Genomic DNA, 16920 nt, shown 5'->3' on the forward strand with positions numbered 1-16920 from the left:
GGTATCTGATGAGTGGTTTACGTCCGTTGTTCTCAACTATGATTTTCCTGATGCTGCTGACGGGCGGCGCGTATCCGTTGCTCACCACCGCGCTGGGGCAATGGTGGTTCCCGCATCAGGCCAATGGTTCACTGATTCAGGATGATCGCGGGGTGCGCGGTTCTGCGCTGATCGGGCAAAACTTTACCTCTGAAGGCTATTTCCAGGGACGACCTTCGGCCACCGCTGAAATGCCCTATAATCCCATGGCTTCCGGCGGCAGTAATCTCGCCGTCAGTAACCCGGAACTGGATAAACAATTGCAAAACCGGATCGCCGCCCTGCGCGTCGCCAACCCGCAGGCCAGTCCCGCCGTACCGGTGGAGCTGGTCACCGCCTCCGCGAGCGGTCTGGACAATAATCTGACGCCCGCCGCGGTGGCGTGGCAAATCCCTCGCGTGGCGCAGGCCCGCCATCTCAGCATTGAACAGGTGACGCGACTGGTTGCAGAATACACGCAGAAACCGCCGGTGAGCTTTATCGGTCCGTCGGTGGTCAATATTGTGGAACTCAATTTAGCGCTGGACAGGCTCTGATGGTTGATGATGACGTTTTACGCCCCGATCCCGATCGCCTGCTGGAGCAGGCGGTTTCCCCGCACCGCGGAAAACTGAAAATATTCTTCGGTGCCTGTGCGGGCGTCGGCAAAACCTGGGCCATGCTGGCCGAGGCCCAGCGCCTGCGCGCACAGGGACTGGATATTCTGATTGGCGTGGTGGAGACACACGGACGCAAAGAGACCGCTGCCCTGCTGGACGGTCTCAGCATCCTGCCGTTGAGGCGGCAGACGCGCCATGGACGCCATATCAGCGAGTTCGATCTCGATGCGGCGCTCGCCCGCCGTCCGGCGCTGATCTTAATGGATGAACTGGCGCACAGTAATGCGCCTGGCTCACGCCATCCCAAGCGCTGGCAGGACATTGAAGAACTGCTCGACGCCGGTATTGATGTCTTTACCACCGTCAACGTGCAGCATCTTGAAAGCCTGAACGACGTGGTCAGCGGCGTGACGGGAATTCAGGTACGCGAAACCGTACCGGATCCCTTTTTTGACGCTGCCGACGAGGTGGTGCTGGTCGATCTGCCACCTGACGATCTGCGTCAGCGCCTGAAAGAAGGCAAAGTCTATATCGCCGGGCAGGCCGAACGCGCCATTGAACACTTCTTCCGCAAGGGCAATTTAATCGCGCTGCGCGAGCTGGCGCTGCGGCGTACTGCCGACCGGGTGGACGATCAGATGCGCGCATGGCGGGGCCGTCCGGGTGAAGAGAAGGTCTGGCATACCCGCGACGCCATTCTGCTCTGTATTGGTCACAACACCGGCAGTGAAAAACTGGTGCGCACCGCCGCACGTCTGGCGTCGCGCCTGGGCAGCGTCTGGCACGCCGTTTATGTCGAAACACCGGCGCTACATCGCCTGCCCGAAAAGCAGCGTCGCAATATTCTGCATGCCCTGCGATTAGCGCAAGAGCTGGGCGCGGAAACCGCCACGCTGTCCGACCCCAGCGAGGACAAAGCGGTAGTCCGCTACGCCCGCGAGCACAATCTGGGAAAAATTGTGCTGGGCCGCACGACAACGCGGCGCTGGTGGCACCGCGATTCTTTTGCCGACCGCCTGGCGAAACGCGCGCCGGAACTGGATCTGATGGTCGTCGCCCTGGACGATCCACCGGTCAGGACGCTGACATCAATGCCCGACACTCGCGCCTTTAAGGACAAATGGCGAGTGCAAATTCAGGGCGGCCTGGTCGCCGTCGCCCTCTGTGCCCTTACCACTTTTATTGCCAGTCAGTGGCTGTCTGCCTTTGATGCAGCTAACCTGGTGATGCTTTATCTGCTCGGCGTGGTGGTTATCGCCCTCTTCTATGGTCGCTGGCCGTCAGTATTCGCCACCTTTATTAGTGTGATCAGTTTTGACCTGTTCTTCATTGCGCCGCGCGGTACGCTCGCCGTCTCAGACGTGCAGTATCTCCTCACCTTTGGCGTCATGCTGACGGTGGGACTGGTCGTCGGTAACCTGACGGCGGGAGTGCGTTACCAGGCACGCGTCGCGCGCTATCGGGAACAACGCACCCGTCATCTTTATGAAATGTCGAAAGCGCTGGCGATGGGACGCAGCGCACAAGATATCGCCACGACCAGCGAACAATTTATTGCCTCCACGTTTCATGCCCGTAGCCAGATTTTGTTGCCGGATGAAGAGGGTAAACTGACCGCCCTCACTCACCAGCACGGAATGACGCCCTGGGATGATGCCATTGCCCGCTGGAGCTTTGATAAAGGACAACCGGCGGGCGCTGGCACTGATACTCTGCCCGGTGTGCCGTATCAGATCCTGCCTTTACGCAGCGCCGACAAAACGCACGGACTGGTGGTTGTCGAACCGGGCAATCTGCGCCAGTTGATGATCCCCGAGCAGCAGCGGCTGTTGGAAACGTTCACCCTGCTGGTAGCGAATGCGCTGGAACGTCTGACCTTAACGGCCAGCGAAGAACTGGCGCGGCTGGCAAGCGAACGGGAAAGCCTGCGAAACGCGCTGCTCGCCGCACTTTCTCACGATCTGCGTACGCCGCTGACCGTGCTGTTTGGCCAGACGGAAATCCTCACGCTCGACCTCGCCAGTGAAGGCTCTCCTCATGCCAGACAGGCCAGCGAGATTCGCCAGCATGTGCTCAATACCACCCGCCTGGTCAACAATCTGCTGGATATGGCGCGCATTCAGTCCGGCGGTTTCAACCTCAAAAAAGAGTGGCTGACGCTGGAAGAAGTCGTCGGTAGCGCGCTGAAAATGCTGGAACCCGGTCTGGTTCATCCGGTGAATCTCTCCCTGCCCGCGCCGCTGACCCTCATTCACGTCGATGGCCCGCTGTTCGAGCGGGTGCTGATTAACCTGCTGGAGAATGCCATCAAATATGCCGGACCGCAGGCGGAGATCGGCATCGATGCCCACGTTGAAAACGATCATCTGCAACTTGACGTCTGGGATAATGGGCCGGGCATTCCACAGGGCCAGGAGCAGCGCGTTTTCGATAAATTCGCCCGCGGGAATAAAGAGTCAGCGGTGCCGGGAGTCGGGCTGGGTCTGGCCATTTGTCGGGCGATAGTGGAAGTGCACGGCGGGGCAATTGCCGTCTATAATCGCCCTCAGGGCGGTGCCTGTTTCCGTGTTACACTGGTGCAAGAAACCCCGCCGGAACTTGAAGATTTTCATGAGGATATGTGACGAACGTTCTGATTGTTGAAGATGAGCAAGCCATTCGCCGCTTCTTGCGTACCGCGCTGGAAGCCGATGGTCTGCGCGTGTACGAAGCCGAAACCCTTCAGCGCGGCTTGCTGGAGGCGGCGACGCGCAAGCCCGATCTCATTATTCTCGATCTCGGCCTGCCGGACGGCGACGGTATTGATTTTATTCGCGACCTGCGACAGTGGAGCGCCGTCCCGGTGATCGTGCTCTCTGCCCGTAGCGAAGAGAGTGACAAAATTGCCGCCCTTGACGCGGGTGCCGATGACTATCTGAGCAAGCCTTTTGGCATTGGCGAGTTACAGGCGCGCCTGCGCGTTGCCCTGCGCCGTCATTCCGCTGTCCCCTCCCCCGAACCGGTGGTGCGCTTTTCCGATGTGGTGGTGGATCTCGCCGCGCATCTGATTCATCGCGGTGAAACGGAGATCCACCTGACGCCGATTGAGTTTCGTTTGCTGGCCGTATTGCTCAATAACGCCGGGAAAGTGCTTACCCAGCGCCAGCTGTTGAACCAGGTCTGGGGACCGAACGCCGTTGAGCACAGCCACTATTTGCGTATTTATATGGGTCACCTGCGACAGAAACTGGAGCAGGATCCCGCGCGCCCACGCCACTTCATCACCGAAACCGGCATTGGCTATCGCTTTATGCCGTGAATGGTTATTCATTTATTTTAAATAAAACAAAAATAATATTTTTATTATTTTTCGTGTCACAATACATATATTTCCTGTCACAGGTAAAATCCTAAAAAAATAATAAAATACATGTTTATAACATATAAATAACAATACGATATCTTATCGCACGATATGCATAAACCGCGACTAATTATTTTGAAAATGATCGTTTAATATTGATCCCCTTCACAGAATGATGCCATTTCCTGGATAAAATACCCTCACCTTCCACTCATCCAGTAAAGGTAAGCAAAATGGAAAATAATAGCCGTACAATGCCCCATATAAGGCGGACAACGCATATTATGATGTTTGCCCACCGTAATAGTTTTGACTTTCATTTCTTTAATGCCCGTTAGTCTTTCGACTATGGGCACTCCAGCATACAGGTCTTCCTGACTCGCTGTATCACAGGCTCACGCCTGTATTCCTCAGTGCTCACACTGCTTAAACCTTGATTCGCCTGTGACCGGACAGGTAAGGTTTTTTGCATCCTAAAAAAAGCAATTTACTGATTTATTTATCAGGGGACAAACTTTGCTTTTATTCCGGAGTTATCAGTTTCTCATTCGAGAAATTGAGGACCTGCTATTACCTGAAAATAAAGAGATGAAAATGTCTGAATTAAAAATCGCCGTGAGTCGTTCTTGCCCTGACTGTTTTTCTACGCAACGCACGATTGTCAATGTTGATGAAAGCCACTTTATTGACGTTGCTGCAGTGGTGTTATCTGTCAATGATATTGAACGTGGGAAACTCGATGAAATTGATGCGACCGGTTACGGCATTCCCGTCTTCATCGCAACCGAAGAGGAAGAGCGCGTTCCGGCAGAATATTTGCCACGCATTTCGGGCGTATTTGAATGTCACGAAGCCCGTACCGCCTTCTACGGTCGTCAATTAGAAACGGCAGCCAGTCATTACGAAACACAATTACGTCCACCGTTCTTCCGCGCGCTGGTTGACTATGTTAACCAGGGAAACAGTGCCTTTGACTGCCCGGGACACCAGGGTGGCGAGTTTTTCCGCCGCCATCCGGCAGGCAATCAGTTCGTGGAATATTTTGGCGAAGCGCTTTTCCGCTCCGACCTGTGTAATGCCGACGTGGCAATGGGCGATTTGCTGATCCACGAAGGCGCGCCGTGTATTGCTCAGCAGCATGCAGCGAAAGTATTTAATGCAGATAAGACCTATTTTGTGCTGAACGGCACCTCTTCGTCCAACAAAGTGGTCCTTAACGCGCTGCTCACTCCGGGCGATTTGGTTCTCTTCGACCGCAACAACCACAAGTCAAACCATCACGGCGCGTTATTGCAGGCAGGCGCAACACCGGTCTATCTGGAAACCGCGCGTAACCCGTACGGTTTCATCGGCGGGATCGATGCCCACTGTTTTGAAGAGAGTTACCTGCGTGAATTGGTTAGCGAAGTGGCGCCACAGCGTTCCCGCGATGCGCGCCCGTTCCGTCTTGCCGTCATCCAGTTAGGGACCTACGACGGCACGATTTATAACGCGCGTCAGGTGGTGGATAAGATTGGTCACCTTTGCGACTACATCCTGTTCGACTCCGCCTGGGTAGGCTATGAGCAGTTTATCCCGATGATGGCGGATTGCTCCCCACTGCTGTTGGAACTGAACGAAAACGATCCGGGTATTCTGGTGACTCAGTCGGTTCACAAGCAGCAAGCGGGCTTCTCCCAGACCTCACAAATCCACAAAAAAGACAGCCATATCAAAGGCCAGTCGCGTTATGTACCACATAAGCGCATGAATAACGCGTTTATGATGCACGCCTCCACCAGCCCGTTCTATCCGCTGTTTGCGGCGCTGGATATTAACGCCAAAATGCACGAAGGCGTCAGTGGTCGCAATATGTGGATGGATTGCGTGGCGAACGGTATCGACGCCCGTAAGCTGATCCTCGAAAACTGCCATCATATTCGCCCGTTCGTTCCGCAATGGATCGAGGATAAACCGTGGCAGTCTTACCCTACGGCGGAAATCGCGAACGACCTGCGCTTCTTCCACTTCGTCCCTGGTGAACGCTGGCACGCGTTTGAAGGTTACGCCGAGCATCAATACTTTGTTGATCCCTGCAAACTGCTGCTGACCACACCGGGGATCAACGCACATACCGGCGAATACGACACCTTTGGCGTCCCGGCAACCATCCTTGCCAACTTCCTGCGTGAAAACGGTGTGGTGCCGGAAAAATGCGACCTCAACTCGATCCTGTTCCTGCTGACCCCGGCGGAAGACATGGCGAAACTGCAACAGCTCGTCGCCCTGTTGGTGCGTTTCGAGCGGTTGCTGGAGTCTGATGCGCCGCTGGCTGATGTACTGCCGTCTCTCTATAAACAGCACGAAGCGCGCTATGCCGGCTACACCTTGCGCCAGCTGTGTCAGGAGATGCACGACCTGTACGCACGTCACAACGTGAAGCAACTGCAAAAAGAGATGTTCCGTAAGTCGCATTTCCCGCGTGTCAGTATGAATCCGCAAGATGCCAACTACGCGTATCTGCGCGGTGAAGTGGATCTGGTGCCTTTGCCAGAGGCCGAAGGCCGCATTGCTGCGGAAGGCGCGCTCCCTTATCCGCCAGGGGTGCTGTGCGTGGTTCCGGGGGAAATCTGGGGCGGCGCGGTATTGCGTTACTTCAGCGCACTGGAGGAAGGGATCAACCTGTTGCCCGGTTTTGCGCCGGAACTTCAGGGTGTGTATGTCAAAGAGTGCGATGGTCGCAAACAGGTGTGGTGCTACGTGATTAAACCTCGCGACACACAGTCAGACCTGTTGAAAGGAGAAGCATTATGAGTAAAGCCAAATCCAATAAAATGGGCGTGATGCAACTCACCATCCTGACTATGGTCAATATGATGGGTTCCGGCATCATCATGCTGCCGACCAAACTGGCTGAAGTCGGCACCATTTCGATTATCTCCTGGCTGGTGACAGCCGTCGGTTCCATGGCGCTGGCCTGGGCATTCGCCAAGTGCGGAATGTTCAGCCGTAAATCAGGCGGTATGGGCGGCTACGCGGAATATGCGTTTGGTAAATCCGGCAATTTTATGGCGAACTACACCTACGGGGTGTCGCTGTTGATTGCCAACGTCGCCATCGCGATCTCCGCCGTGGGTTATGGTACCGAGCTTTTTGGCGCAACCCTCACCCCTGTGCAGATCGGTCTTGCCACCATTGGCGTGCTGTGGATCTGTACGGTCGCTAACTTTGGCGGGGCGCGCATTACCGGGCAGATCAGTAGTATCACCGTCTGGGGGGTGATCATTCCGGTAGTCGGCCTGTGCATTATCGGCTGGTTCTGGTTTAGCCCAACGCTGTACGCCAACTCCTGGAACCCGCATAACGTACCGTTCTTCACGGCGGTTGGTTCGTCTATCGCGATGACGCTGTGGGCATTCCTCGGTCTGGAATCGGCTTGTGCTAACGCGGAAGTGGTGGAAAACCCTGAGAAGAACGTACCGATTGCCGTACTGGGCGGGACGCTGGGCGCGGCGGTGATCTACATCGTCTCCACCAACGTCATTGCCGGGATTGTGCCTAACATGGATCTGGCAAACTCGACCGCACCGTTTGGCCTGGCGTTTGCGCAGATGTTCACGCCGGAAGTGGGTAAAGTGATCATGGCGCTGATGATCATGTCCTGCTGCGGATCGCTGTTAGGCTGGCAGTTCACCATCGCACAGGTGTTTAAGTCCTCGGCGGACGAAGGGTATTTCCCGAAAGTGTTCTCTCGCGTGACTAAAGTCGATGCCCCCGTTCAGGGAATGCTGACGATTGTGATCATCCAGAGCGGCTTATCACTGATGACCATTAGTCCGTCGCTGAACAGCCAGTTTAACGTGCTCGTCAACCTGGCCGTGGTGACAAATATCATCCCGTACATTCTGTCGATGGCCGCGCTGGTGATCATACAGCGAGTGGCAAATGTTCCGTCGGCGAAAGCAAAACCGGCAAACTTCGTGGCGTTCGTGGGGGCGATGTATAGCTTCTATGCGCTCTACTCGTCAGGAGAGGAGGCGATGCTGTACGGTTCCATCGTGACCTTCCTCGGCTGGACGCTGTACGGTCTGGTTTCACCACGCTTTGAACTGAAAAATAAGCACGGTTAATAGCTCCTCGTAGGCCCGATAAGCGAAGCGCCATCAGGCAATAAAACAACGCCGGATGGCAGCCTACGGGAAAACGTGCGGGAATAGAAAAAGGAGCCAATTGGCTCCTTTTTAATGCAACTTTTCAACTCAGGCGTTTTTCAGCACTTCGCTGACGATTTCAACCGCTTCTTTTTCGATCTGCTTGCGATGCTCTTCGCCGAGGAAGCTCTCGCAATAGATCTTGTACGCATCTTCCGTACCCGACGGACGGGCAGCGAACCAGCCGTTGTCGGTCATCACTTTCAGACCGCCAATCGACGCACCGTTACCCGGTGCTGCCGTCAGACGCGCAGTGATTGGGTCACCTGCCAGCGTACTGGCGCTGACCATCTCCGGAGACAGTTTAGACAGCGCCGCCTTTTGTGCGGACGTTGCGCCTGCCTGTAGACGGTTGTAGCTCGGCGCACCAAAACGGGCAGCAAGCTCGTTGTAGTGCTCCTGCGGGTTCTTCCCGGTGACGGCGGTGATTTCTGCCGCCAGCAGGCACATGATGATCCCATCTTTATCGGTCGACCACGGCGTACCGTCAAAACGCAGGAAGGATGCCCCCGCGCTCTCTTCGCCGCCAAAACCGAAGCTGCCGTCAAACAGACCATCAACAAACCATTTAAAGCCCACCGGAACTTCAACCAGTTTGCGCCCCAGATCGTTGACCACGCGGTCGATCATCGCCGAAGAGACCAGCGTTTTACCGACAGCCACGTCTTTGCCCCACTGCGGACGATGCTGGAACAGATAGTTGATTGCCACCGCCAGATAGTGGTTCGGATTCATCAGTCCCGCCGGGGTAACGATACCGTGACGGTCATAATCCGGATCGTTGGCAAATGCCAGGTCGAACTTATCGCGCAGTGCCAGTAAACCAGCCATAGCACATTCAGAGGAGCAGTCCATACGGATGGCGCCATCTTTATCGAGATGCATAAAGCGGAAAGTTTGATCAACCTGATCGTTTACGATGGTCAGATTCAGTTTGTAATGTTCCGCGATACGCTTCCAGTATTCGATACCGGAACCGCCCAGCGGATCCACGCCCAACGTCAGACCGGCTCTCTGAATGGCTGCCATATCGACGATATCCGCCAGCCCTTCAACAAACGGCTGCACCAGGTCCTGCTCTTTAACATGACCAAACGCCAGCGCCGCATCCAGAGAAATACGCTTCACGCCTTTAAGGTCATCAGCCAGCAGCGCGTTCGCGCGATCTTCCACCACTTTCGTGACGTTGGTATCTGCCGGACCACCGTTAGGCGGGTTGTATTTAATACCACCATCTTCCGGCGGATTGTGGGACGGAGTAATGACGATACCGTCAGCCAGCGGGCCGCCTTTTTTGTTATGGACCAGAATGGCATTCGATACTGCTGGCGTTGGGGTAAAACCGTTGTTCTCCTGAACAATCACGTCAACCCCATTCGCTGCGAGCACTTCCAGCACGGAAATAAACGCTGGTTCAGACAGGGCGTGAGTATCTTTTCCCACATAGCACGGACCCGTAATGCCATTTTTTGCACGCTCTTCCGCGATAGCCTGCGCTATCGCCAGAATATGGGGCTCGTTAAAGCTATGACGGCCTGCACTGCCACGGTGTCCGGAGGTGCCGAACTTCACCGCGTGTTCCGCATTTCCTTTTGCGGGCTTCAGTACATAGTATTGTGACGTCAGTTGCGCGACGTTAATCAAATCACTCTGTTGCGCAGGTTTACCTGCGCGGTCGTGGATTGCCATTGCCTGGTCCTTTTCTGCATGGATTAAATTGTTCCGCAAACCTTTTCAATCAATTCCGCCGGGAATTGCATTGACTGCATGATGTGCTCAATCATGTTGCATTTACGGCCGGTGTTGGTGTTGGTGATCACCCAATACGGCGTGCCGGGCACGTGTTTTGGTTTGGTTTGGTTACCGTTTTTCAGCAGCGTCTGTTCATCAGCCGCAAAATAGACACGCGTACGCCCATGCAACGATTCCGTTGCCTCAGCAAACGCATGTTGATCCAGTGTATAGAGTGTAGTCAGCACCAGCATAAAGCGGTTAACGGCTTTCTTCTGTTCTGCATATTCATCGGACAGAAGCAGTTCACGCATAGCGCGCACTTTATCTTTGACAAGATTGACGGGTTTCGCCTCGACAACGACCGGTTGCGCGGCGCGAACCTCTTTTGTCACTGGCGTGACGGGCTGTGATGTGGCGGAAAACTTCAACATACGCCGTAAAATCTCGGATGCGCTCTCGCCGATATGCTTCGTGTGGCTGGCAATATAGCTATAGAGTTCATCATCAACTTCAATCGTTTTCATCTTAATCCAGTGCGGTGTCTTATCTGATCTGAAATACAAATCGTTGGGAGTATAGGAGCAAATCCCAACGGCGAATAGCGTCAAACCTGGCTGAACAAAAAACTCGGAGAAAACCGAAGAGGTTGCAGCCCGGTGGCAGAATGGTCAACATAATACCCTAACCCGACAGAGCGAAAAAAAGAACTTTGCCATGAAATTGAATATCCGAGCGCAATCCGCACAAAACCTGCACAATAATTCTCCCATCGTACTGGTTCACGGTTTATTTGGCAGTCTGGACAACCTGGGCGTGCTTGCACGCGACCTGGTGAACGACCATGACATCATCCAGGTCGATATGCGAAACCACGGTCTCTCTCCTCGCGATCCGGTGATGAACTACCCGGCGATGGCGCAGGATCTGTTAGATACGCTGGATATGCAACACATCGAAAAAGCCATCTTTATTGGTCATTCGATGGGCGGTAAAGCGGTGATGGCGCTCAGCGCGCTGGCTCCGGATCGCATCGAACGTTTAGTGGCAATAGACATCGCGCCGGTGGATTACCACGTTCGCCGCCACGACGAGATTTTCGCTGCTATCAACGCGGTGACGGCAGCAGAAGCAAACACCCGTCAGCAGGCAGCAGCGGTCATGCGCGAACATCTTAATGAAGAAGGCGTGATTCAATTTTTGCTGAAATCGTATGTTGACGGCGAGTGGCGTTTCAACGTACCGGTACTATGGGAACAATACCCGCACATCGTCGGATGGGAGACGATTCCGGCCTGGGATCATCCGGCACTGTTTATCCCCGGCGGCAACTCCCCTTATGTCACTGAAGCATATCGCGCCGATTTGCTGGCCCAGTTCCCACAGGCGCGTGCGCATGTGATTGCCGGGGCCGGTCATTGGGTGCATGCCGAAAAGCCGGAGGCGGTGCTGCGCGCCATCCGTCGTTATCTGAATGAAACGGCTAACTGATTAAAAACTCGGCGTCCGTGCGCGATTACTCGTACGAACGTTGGCGCGCCTCATTCGCTGATGTATGATGGCGCGCTATCCATCCGGGCAGAGGCCTGGCTGATTGTTTCCCCGAAGTCACCAAAATCATGGCCAAAGAACAAACGGACCGTACGACACTAGATCTGTTCGCGCACGAGCGTCGCCCGGGACGACCGAAAACCAATCCGCTTTCGCGCGATGAACAACTGCGCATTAACAAGCGTAACCAGCTAAAACGCGACAAAGTTCGTGGTCTTAAGCGTGTCGAGCTCAAACTCAACGCGGAAGCCGTTGACGCGCTAAATGAGCTGGCGGAATCCCGGGAGATAAGCCGCAGCGAACTGATTGAAGAGATACTGATGGCCCAACTGGCGGCGCTACGCGGTCAGAATCTCGCCTGAAATCATCCCATCCCCCACTTTCGTGTAGCATGGAGTGCACTCGTATGCGTTTGCTATTTCCGCATACCTGACTGTTCTGCTATGATTGCCGTTATCTGTGGGCAATTCGCCACCACCATTTCAATAAGTTTCAAGAGGTTACTTTACTCATGGCAATCACTGGCATCTTTTTCGGCAGCGACACCGGGAATACCGAAAATATCGCAAAAATGATTCAAAAACAGCTTGGTAAAGACGTTGCCGATGTACATGACATTGCAAAAAGCAGCAAGGAAGATCTCGAAGGCTATGACATTCTGCTGCTCGGTATCCCAACCTGGTACTACGGTGAAGCGCAGTGCGACTGGGACGACTTCTTCCCAACCCTCGAAGACATTGATTTTAACGGCAAACTGGTTGCCCTGTTTGGCTGTGGCGATCAGGAAGATTATGCCGAATACTTCTGCGACGCGTTAGGCACGATCCGCGATATCATTGAGCCGCGCGGCGCAACCATCGTGGGTCACTGGCCGACCGCAGGCTATCATTTTGAAGCGTCCAAAGGTCTGGCTGATGACGACCATTTTGTCGGTCTGGCGATTGACGAAGACCGTCAGCCGGAACTGACCGCTGAGCGCGTGGAAAAATGGGTGAAGCAGATTTCTGAAGAACTGCACCTGGACGAGATCATCAACGCCTGATGTACGGCGGCGCAGACAACGTTTGCGCCGCATCAATAGACAGAACCAATCAAAATAATTGCTACAAATTTGTAACTTTCTTGCCCATCCCTGTACAATGTGCGGGAGTTTTTAGGTGGCGCTCTCATTTCCAGGCAATACCGACTATTTATTAACATTTGCCAGAGGCTTGCAGTTTTCATTTAGACACGGCAGTCCTATAATGAAACGCATTATCTCGAGTGCAATTTCTGTCACTTCTTGTATGAAGTGAATCGTTTAGCAACAGGACAGATTCCGCATGACTGACAACAATACCGCATTAAAGAAGGCTGGCCTGAAAGTAACGCTTCCTCGTTTAAAGATTCTGGAAGTTCTTCAGGGACCGGAAAACCATCACGTCAGTGCGGAAGATTTATATAAACGACTGATCGACATGGGTGAAGAAATTGGTCTGGCGACCGTGTATCGCGTGCTGAACCAGTTTGATGACGCCGGGATCGTTACCCGCCACAATTTTGAAGGTGGTAAATCCGTTTTCGAGCTGACGCAGCAGCATCATCACGATCACCTTATTTGCCTCGATTGCGGCAAAGTGATCGAATTCAGTGATGATTCTATTGAAGCCCGCCAGCGTGAAATCGCGGCGAAGCATGGCATTCGTCTGACGAATCACAGCCTTTATCTGTACGGCCACTGCGCTGAAGGCGATTGTCGTGAAGATGAACACGCGCACGACGCGAAATAATGTGTATTATTCTGAAAAGCCAACCATCCGGTTGGCTTTTTTTATGCGTGTCATTCCCCATTCTGTGCTTTGCTTCTGACAGCATGTTGCTTTAATGTAAAATCTCACCCTGCCCTGTCCGGAGAATTGAAATGGAACTTCGCCAGCTACGTTACTTTGTCCGTATAGTGGAAACCGGCAGTATGGGCAGCGCGGCGCTCGATCTCGACATCGGCGTCTCAGCACTCAGCCAGCAGATGACGCGACTGGAAAACGAACTCGCGATTCGTCTGTTGCAGCGAACCTCGCGTGGCGTAACGCCAACCAACGCCGGTCTGGCTTTTTATTCACAGGCACAGCTGGCGCTACGTCACGCTGATGATGCGATTCTGGCGGCGCGAGATGCGCGTCTGTCCGGTCATGTCAGCGTCGGTATGGCCCCCAGCACCGCCTCCATCCTCGGAATGCCGTTTATTCATGCCATGCGGGAACATTACGCCGACGTACGCTTGCATGTGGTGGAAAGCCTCTCCGGCAACCTGGAGCGGATGATCAACACCCGTCAGATTGATCTGGCCGTCGTTTTTCAGAAAGAGAAGATCCTGCGCTGGAGCGCCAGGCCGGTTCTCGAAGAGCGGCTTTTTCTGATTGGCACGCACGAGCTGCTGGCAGATATTCCGGATGACACCATAACCCCTGCCCAACTGGCGAATATTCCGCTGATCATGCCAAGTCAGGGTCACGGACTGCGCGGCCGACTGGAGGCCATCTGTCAGGAACACGGACTAAAGGTGGATATCGCCACGGAAATTGATGGCCTGGCGTTACTGATGCGTGCCGTTCGCAGCGGACTCGGTGCCACGCTGCAACCCGGCGCTGCCATTTCGCACCTTGAGAGAGCAGCGCTAAGAGTGATCGGTGTCCACAATCCTGTACTCAGCCGCCCCAATTTTCTGGTCAGCCTGTCTGACGATGAACTCACCCCCGCCGGGCTCGCCGCCCGCGTGATGCTCACAAAAGTCATGCGTGAACTTGTAGAAACCGGCAGTTGGCCGGGGGCAACCCTTTACGCTCACTAAACAGGTCTTTAGCTTTTCCTCATAGCGCCCACACAACCCGTGCGTATACATTTCAATTACAAATTTAACAAATAGTTAAATGGTAATGGAGTATACGATGGTGGATGTACTGGTGATTGGCGGCGGTAATGCCGCGTTATGTGCCGCCTTAACCGCCCGCGAGGCAGGAGCCTCCGTGTTGCTGTTAGAGGCTGCGCCACGGGAATGGCGCGGCGGCAATTCTCAACATACGCGCAATTTACGTTGTATGCACGATGCGCCACAGGATGTATTGGTAGAGAGTTATCCCGAAGAGGAGTTCTGGCAGGATCTCTGGCGCGTCACGGAAGGCAATACCGATGAAGCGCTGGCGCGTCTGGTGATCCGTACCTCATCGCAGTGTCGTGACTGGATGCGCCAACACGGTGTTAATTTTCAGCCTCCGCTCTCTGGCGCGCTGCACGTGGCGCGTACTAATGCCTTCTTCATGGGCGGCGGGAAAGCCCTCGTGAACGCCTATTACCGCAGCGCAGAAAAGCTGGGGGTGCAGATTCGCTACAACACGCCGGTACAGGCGCTTGAATTGCATAATGGCGAATTCGTCGCCGCCCTGGCAGGTAACGAGCGCATTGAGGCCAGAGCCTGTGTCCTTGCCGCCGGCGGGTTTGAATCCAACCGGGAATGGCTGCGCGAGGCCTGGGGGGAAAACGCGCGTGGCGAATGGCCCGCCGATAACTTCCTCATTCGCGGCACCCGCTTTAATCAGGGTGTGTTGCTCAAATTTATGATCGACGCCGGGGCTGACATCATCGGCGATCCGTCCCAGTCCCACTGTGTTGCCATTGATGCCCGAGCCCCGCTGTATGACGGCGGCATTTGTACCCGCGTGGATTGCGTATCCCTGGGTGTGGTGGTCAACCGGGACGCAGAACGCTTTTACGACGAAGGCGAAGATTTCTGGCCGAAACGCTACGCCATCTGGGGGCGTCTGGTTGCCCATCAGCCCGGCCAGATTGGCTTCTCCATTATCGACAGCAAAGCGATCGGCCACTTTATGCCGCCGGTTTTCCCGGGGGCGCAAGCGAACACGCTGGGTGAACTGGCCCGCCAACTGGGGCTGGATCCCGAACGCTTTACCGATACCGTGGAGCAGTACAACCAGGCCTGTCAGCCGGGCCAGTTTGATCACACAACGTTGGATAACTGCGCAACGCAGGGCCTGACGCCACCAAAAACCCACTGGGCGCGACCTCTCGATACCCCACCCTACTACGGTTATGCCCTGCGTCCAGGGATCACCTTTACCTATCTGGGGCTGAAAGTGAATGAACATGCTGCGGTCCACTTCGCTGGCGCCCCCAGCCGTAACCTGTTCGTTGCCGGTGAAATGATGGCAGGCAACGTGCTGGGCAAGGGCTATACCGCCGGTGTCGGCATGTCCATCGGCACCACGTTTGGTCGGATCGCAGGTAAAGAAGCTGCCCTGGCAGCACGCAAGGAGGCACGTCATGAAGCAGCTTGAAAAATTGATTATCGAGGCCAAAATTCTCACCGGGCCGGAGGCTGAAGTCGAGCGGGTGATGCAGGTTTGTAACGCCTGTCGCTATTGCGAAGGGTTTTGCGCCGTATTTCCGGCAATGACTCAACGGCTGGAATTTGGCAAAGCCGACATCAACTATCTTGCCAACCTGTGCCATAACTGCGGTGCCTGCCTGCACGCCTGTCAGTACGCCCCGCCCCATGAGTTTGCGATCAATGTGCCGAAAGCGATGGCGGAAGTGCGTCTGGAAACTTATCAACATTACGCGCAACCGGCGGTCTTCGGGGCGCTGTATCGCCGGGCAGGCGTCACCGTGACGCTGGCACTAGTCTTTGGTCTGATCCTCTTTTTACTCCTCGCGATGGGGCTAAAGGGATCGCTGCTCCACCCGCCGCTGGCCGGTGATTTCTACCAAATATTCCCGCACAACCTGCTGGCATGGATGTTTGGCTCCGTTTTCGTGCTGGCGATCGGTTTACTGATGGCTGGCGTAATCCGCTTCTGGCGTGAGATATCCCCCGTTGGGCCACGTCCGGTGGAAATTGCCGAAGCTTCGCACAATGCGCTGACGCTGAAATACCTCGACGGTGGACATGGCAAGGGCTGCAACGAAACTGACGATGCCTTTACGCTGATGCGCCGTCGTTTCCATCATTTCACCTTTTACGGCTTTATGCTCTGTTTCGCCGCGACCGTAGTGGCGACCGGTTACCACTACATTGCCGGATGGGAAGCCCCTTACCCGTTCTTCAGCGTGCCGGTTATGCTTGGCACGCTCGGTGGAGTCGGCTTAGTCATCGGCCCGGCGGGCCTGCTGTGGTTAAACCTTAAGCGCTCACCACTGCATGGTGACGCGCGACAGAAACCAATGGATCGCGGATTTATTTTACTGCTGCTACTGACCAGCCTGACCGGCCTGGGTCTGCTGGCGGGGAGAGACACCTCATGGATGGGGATCCTGCTTGCCATCCATCTTGGCGTGGTCATGGCACTTTTTTTGACCATTCCGTACGGAAAATTTGCCCACGGATTTTACCGCTGCGCATCTTTACTCAAATGGGCAATTGAGAAGCGACGTGGAAAACAGGCGGGGGTCGCAGGCGACTGACCCGCAAACTCTT

General features: G+C 54.8%; 15 protein-coding genes. 13 read left to right on the forward strand and 2 right to left on the reverse strand.

Annotated features, from left to right (window positions below):
* The first annotated feature begins 8 nt into the window (after positions 1-8).
* The 6 genes from kdpC (at position 9) to potE (ending at position 8090) form a co-directional block, all read left to right on the forward strand.
* A complete protein-coding gene (kdpC, locus tag I6L53_RS15195) occupies positions 9-575 on the forward strand; it encodes a potassium-transporting ATPase subunit KdpC (RefSeq protein ID WP_042320661.1) in 567 nt (188 codons plus the stop codon).
* Positions 575-3262 (forward strand): two-component system sensor histidine kinase KdpD, encoded by a 2688-nt coding sequence (kdpD, locus tag I6L53_RS15200; protein WP_042320662.1) that lies wholly within the window; start codon positions 575-577, stop codon positions 3260-3262. Before kdpC ends, kdpD begins: the two co-directional genes overlap by 1 nt.
* Positions 3259-3936 carry a two-component system response regulator KdpE gene (gene kdpE, locus I6L53_RS15205; RefSeq protein ID WP_042320663.1) on the forward strand — a complete coding sequence of 226 codons (678 nt, stop codon included), beginning with the start codon at positions 3259-3261 and terminating at the stop codon, positions 3934-3936. Before kdpD ends, kdpE begins: the two co-directional genes overlap by 4 nt.
* Positions 3937-4214: 278 nt before the next feature.
* On the forward strand, positions 4215-4319 hold the full coding sequence (gene speFL / locus I6L53_RS15210; RefSeq protein ID WP_114149115.1) for a leader peptide SpeFL: 105 nt from the start codon (positions 4215-4217) through the stop codon (positions 4317-4319).
* A gap of 256 nt (positions 4320-4575) precedes the next feature.
* Complete coding sequence (gene speF / locus I6L53_RS15215) at positions 4576-6774, forward strand: ornithine decarboxylase SpeF (RefSeq protein ID WP_042320931.1); 2199 nt, start codon at positions 4576-4578, stop codon at positions 6772-6774.
* On the forward strand, positions 6771-8090 hold the full coding sequence (potE, locus tag I6L53_RS15220) for a putrescine-ornithine antiporter (protein WP_042320664.1): 1320 nt from the start codon (positions 6771-6773) through the stop codon (positions 8088-8090). The genes speF and potE overlap by 4 nt, the downstream gene beginning before the upstream one ends.
* Positions 8091-8219: 129 nt before the next feature.
* On the opposite strand, the gene pgm is transcribed toward potE, so the two are convergent.
* Positions 8220-9860, reverse strand: a complete 1641-nt coding sequence (gene pgm, locus I6L53_RS15225) for a phosphoglucomutase (alpha-D-glucose-1,6-bisphosphate-dependent) (protein ID WP_042320665.1) — start codon at positions 9858-9860, stop codon at positions 8220-8222.
* A 23-nt stretch (positions 9861-9883) separates the two neighbouring features.
* Positions 9884-10429, reverse strand: a complete 546-nt coding sequence (gene seqA, locus I6L53_RS15230; protein ID WP_042320666.1) for a replication initiation negative regulator SeqA — start codon at positions 10427-10429, stop codon at positions 9884-9886.
* Between the two features lie 190 nt (positions 10430-10619).
* Between seqA and ybfF the strand changes: the two genes are divergently transcribed.
* The 7 genes from ybfF to tcuB all read left to right on the forward strand — a co-directional run bounded on the left by ybfF (position 10620) and on the right by tcuB (position 16907).
* Entirely contained in the window at positions 10620-11393 is a 774-nt protein-coding gene (gene ybfF / locus I6L53_RS15235) for an esterase (RefSeq protein WP_042320667.1), read from the forward strand.
* A 128-nt stretch (positions 11394-11521) separates the two neighbouring features.
* Positions 11522-11815 (forward strand): LexA regulated protein, encoded by a 294-nt coding sequence (ybfE, locus tag I6L53_RS15240; protein WP_042320668.1) that lies wholly within the window; start codon positions 11522-11524, stop codon positions 11813-11815.
* Between the two features lie 149 nt (positions 11816-11964).
* Positions 11965-12495, forward strand: a complete 531-nt coding sequence (fldA, locus tag I6L53_RS15245; RefSeq protein WP_003022839.1) for a flavodoxin FldA — start codon at positions 11965-11967, stop codon at positions 12493-12495.
* A 280-nt stretch (positions 12496-12775) separates the two neighbouring features.
* Entirely contained in the window at positions 12776-13222 is a 447-nt protein-coding gene (fur, locus tag I6L53_RS15250) for a ferric iron uptake transcriptional regulator (RefSeq protein WP_042320669.1), read from the forward strand.
* A 131-nt stretch (positions 13223-13353) separates the two neighbouring features.
* Positions 13354-14280: a tricarballylate utilization LysR family transcriptional regulator TcuR gene (tcuR, locus tag I6L53_RS15255; protein ID WP_042320670.1), complete on the forward strand. Its 927-nt coding sequence runs from the start codon at positions 13354-13356 to the stop codon at positions 14278-14280.
* A 97-nt stretch (positions 14281-14377) separates the two neighbouring features.
* The gene (tcuA, locus tag I6L53_RS15260) at positions 14378-15781 is read left to right on the forward strand and encodes an FAD-dependent tricarballylate dehydrogenase TcuA (RefSeq protein ID WP_042320671.1); all 1404 of its coding nucleotides are present in this window, start codon (positions 14378-14380) and stop codon (positions 15779-15781) included.
* Positions 15768-16907, forward strand: a complete 1140-nt coding sequence (gene tcuB, locus I6L53_RS15265; protein ID WP_042320672.1) for a tricarballylate utilization 4Fe-4S protein TcuB — start codon at positions 15768-15770, stop codon at positions 16905-16907. The genes tcuA and tcuB overlap by 14 nt, the downstream gene beginning before the upstream one ends.
* Positions 16908-16920 lie beyond the last annotated feature (13 nt).

The organism is Citrobacter farmeri, assembly GCF_019048065.1.
Classification (GTDB): Bacteria; Pseudomonadota; Gammaproteobacteria; order Enterobacterales; family Enterobacteriaceae; genus Citrobacter_A; species Citrobacter_A farmeri.

What these genes read in the sequence shown, in the direction of transcription:
- ybfF (WP_042320667.1), top strand. Translation starts at nt 10,620, where the DNA reads ATGAAATTGAATATCCGAGCGCAATCCGCACAAAACCTGCACAATAAT.
- speF (WP_042320931.1), top strand. Translation starts at nt 4,576, where the DNA reads ATGTCTGAATTAAAAATCGCCGTGAGTCGTTCTTGCCCTGACTGTTTT.
- ybfE (WP_042320668.1), top strand. Translation starts at nt 11,522, where the DNA reads ATGGCCAAAGAACAAACGGACCGTACGACACTAGATCTGTTCGCGCAC.
- kdpD (WP_042320662.1), top strand. Translation starts at nt 575, where the DNA reads ATGGTTGATGATGACGTTTTACGCCCCGATCCCGATCGCCTGCTGGAG.
- pgm (WP_042320665.1), bottom strand. Translation starts at nt 9,860, where the DNA reads ATGGCAATCCACGACCGCGCAGGTAAACCTGCGCAACAGAGTGATTTG.
- tcuB (WP_042320672.1), top strand. Translation starts at nt 15,768, where the DNA reads ATGAAGCAGCTTGAAAAATTGATTATCGAGGCCAAAATTCTCACCGGG.
- tcuA (WP_042320671.1), top strand. Translation starts at nt 14,378, where the DNA reads ATGGTGGATGTACTGGTGATTGGCGGCGGTAATGCCGCGTTATGTGCC.
- tcuR (WP_042320670.1), top strand. Translation starts at nt 13,354, where the DNA reads ATGGAACTTCGCCAGCTACGTTACTTTGTCCGTATAGTGGAAACCGGC.
- potE (WP_042320664.1), top strand. Translation starts at nt 6,771, where the DNA reads ATGAGTAAAGCCAAATCCAATAAAATGGGCGTGATGCAACTCACCATC.
- seqA (WP_042320666.1), bottom strand. Translation starts at nt 10,429, where the DNA reads ATGAAAACGATTGAAGTTGATGATGAACTCTATAGCTATATTGCCAGC.
- speFL (WP_114149115.1), top strand. Translation starts at nt 4,215, where the DNA reads ATGGAAAATAATAGCCGTACAATGCCCCATATAAGGCGGACAACGCAT.
- fldA (WP_003022839.1), top strand. Translation starts at nt 11,965, where the DNA reads ATGGCAATCACTGGCATCTTTTTCGGCAGCGACACCGGGAATACCGAA.
- kdpC (WP_042320661.1), top strand. Translation starts at nt 9, where the DNA reads ATGAGTGGTTTACGTCCGTTGTTCTCAACTATGATTTTCCTGATGCTG.
- fur (WP_042320669.1), top strand. Translation starts at nt 12,776, where the DNA reads ATGACTGACAACAATACCGCATTAAAGAAGGCTGGCCTGAAAGTAACG.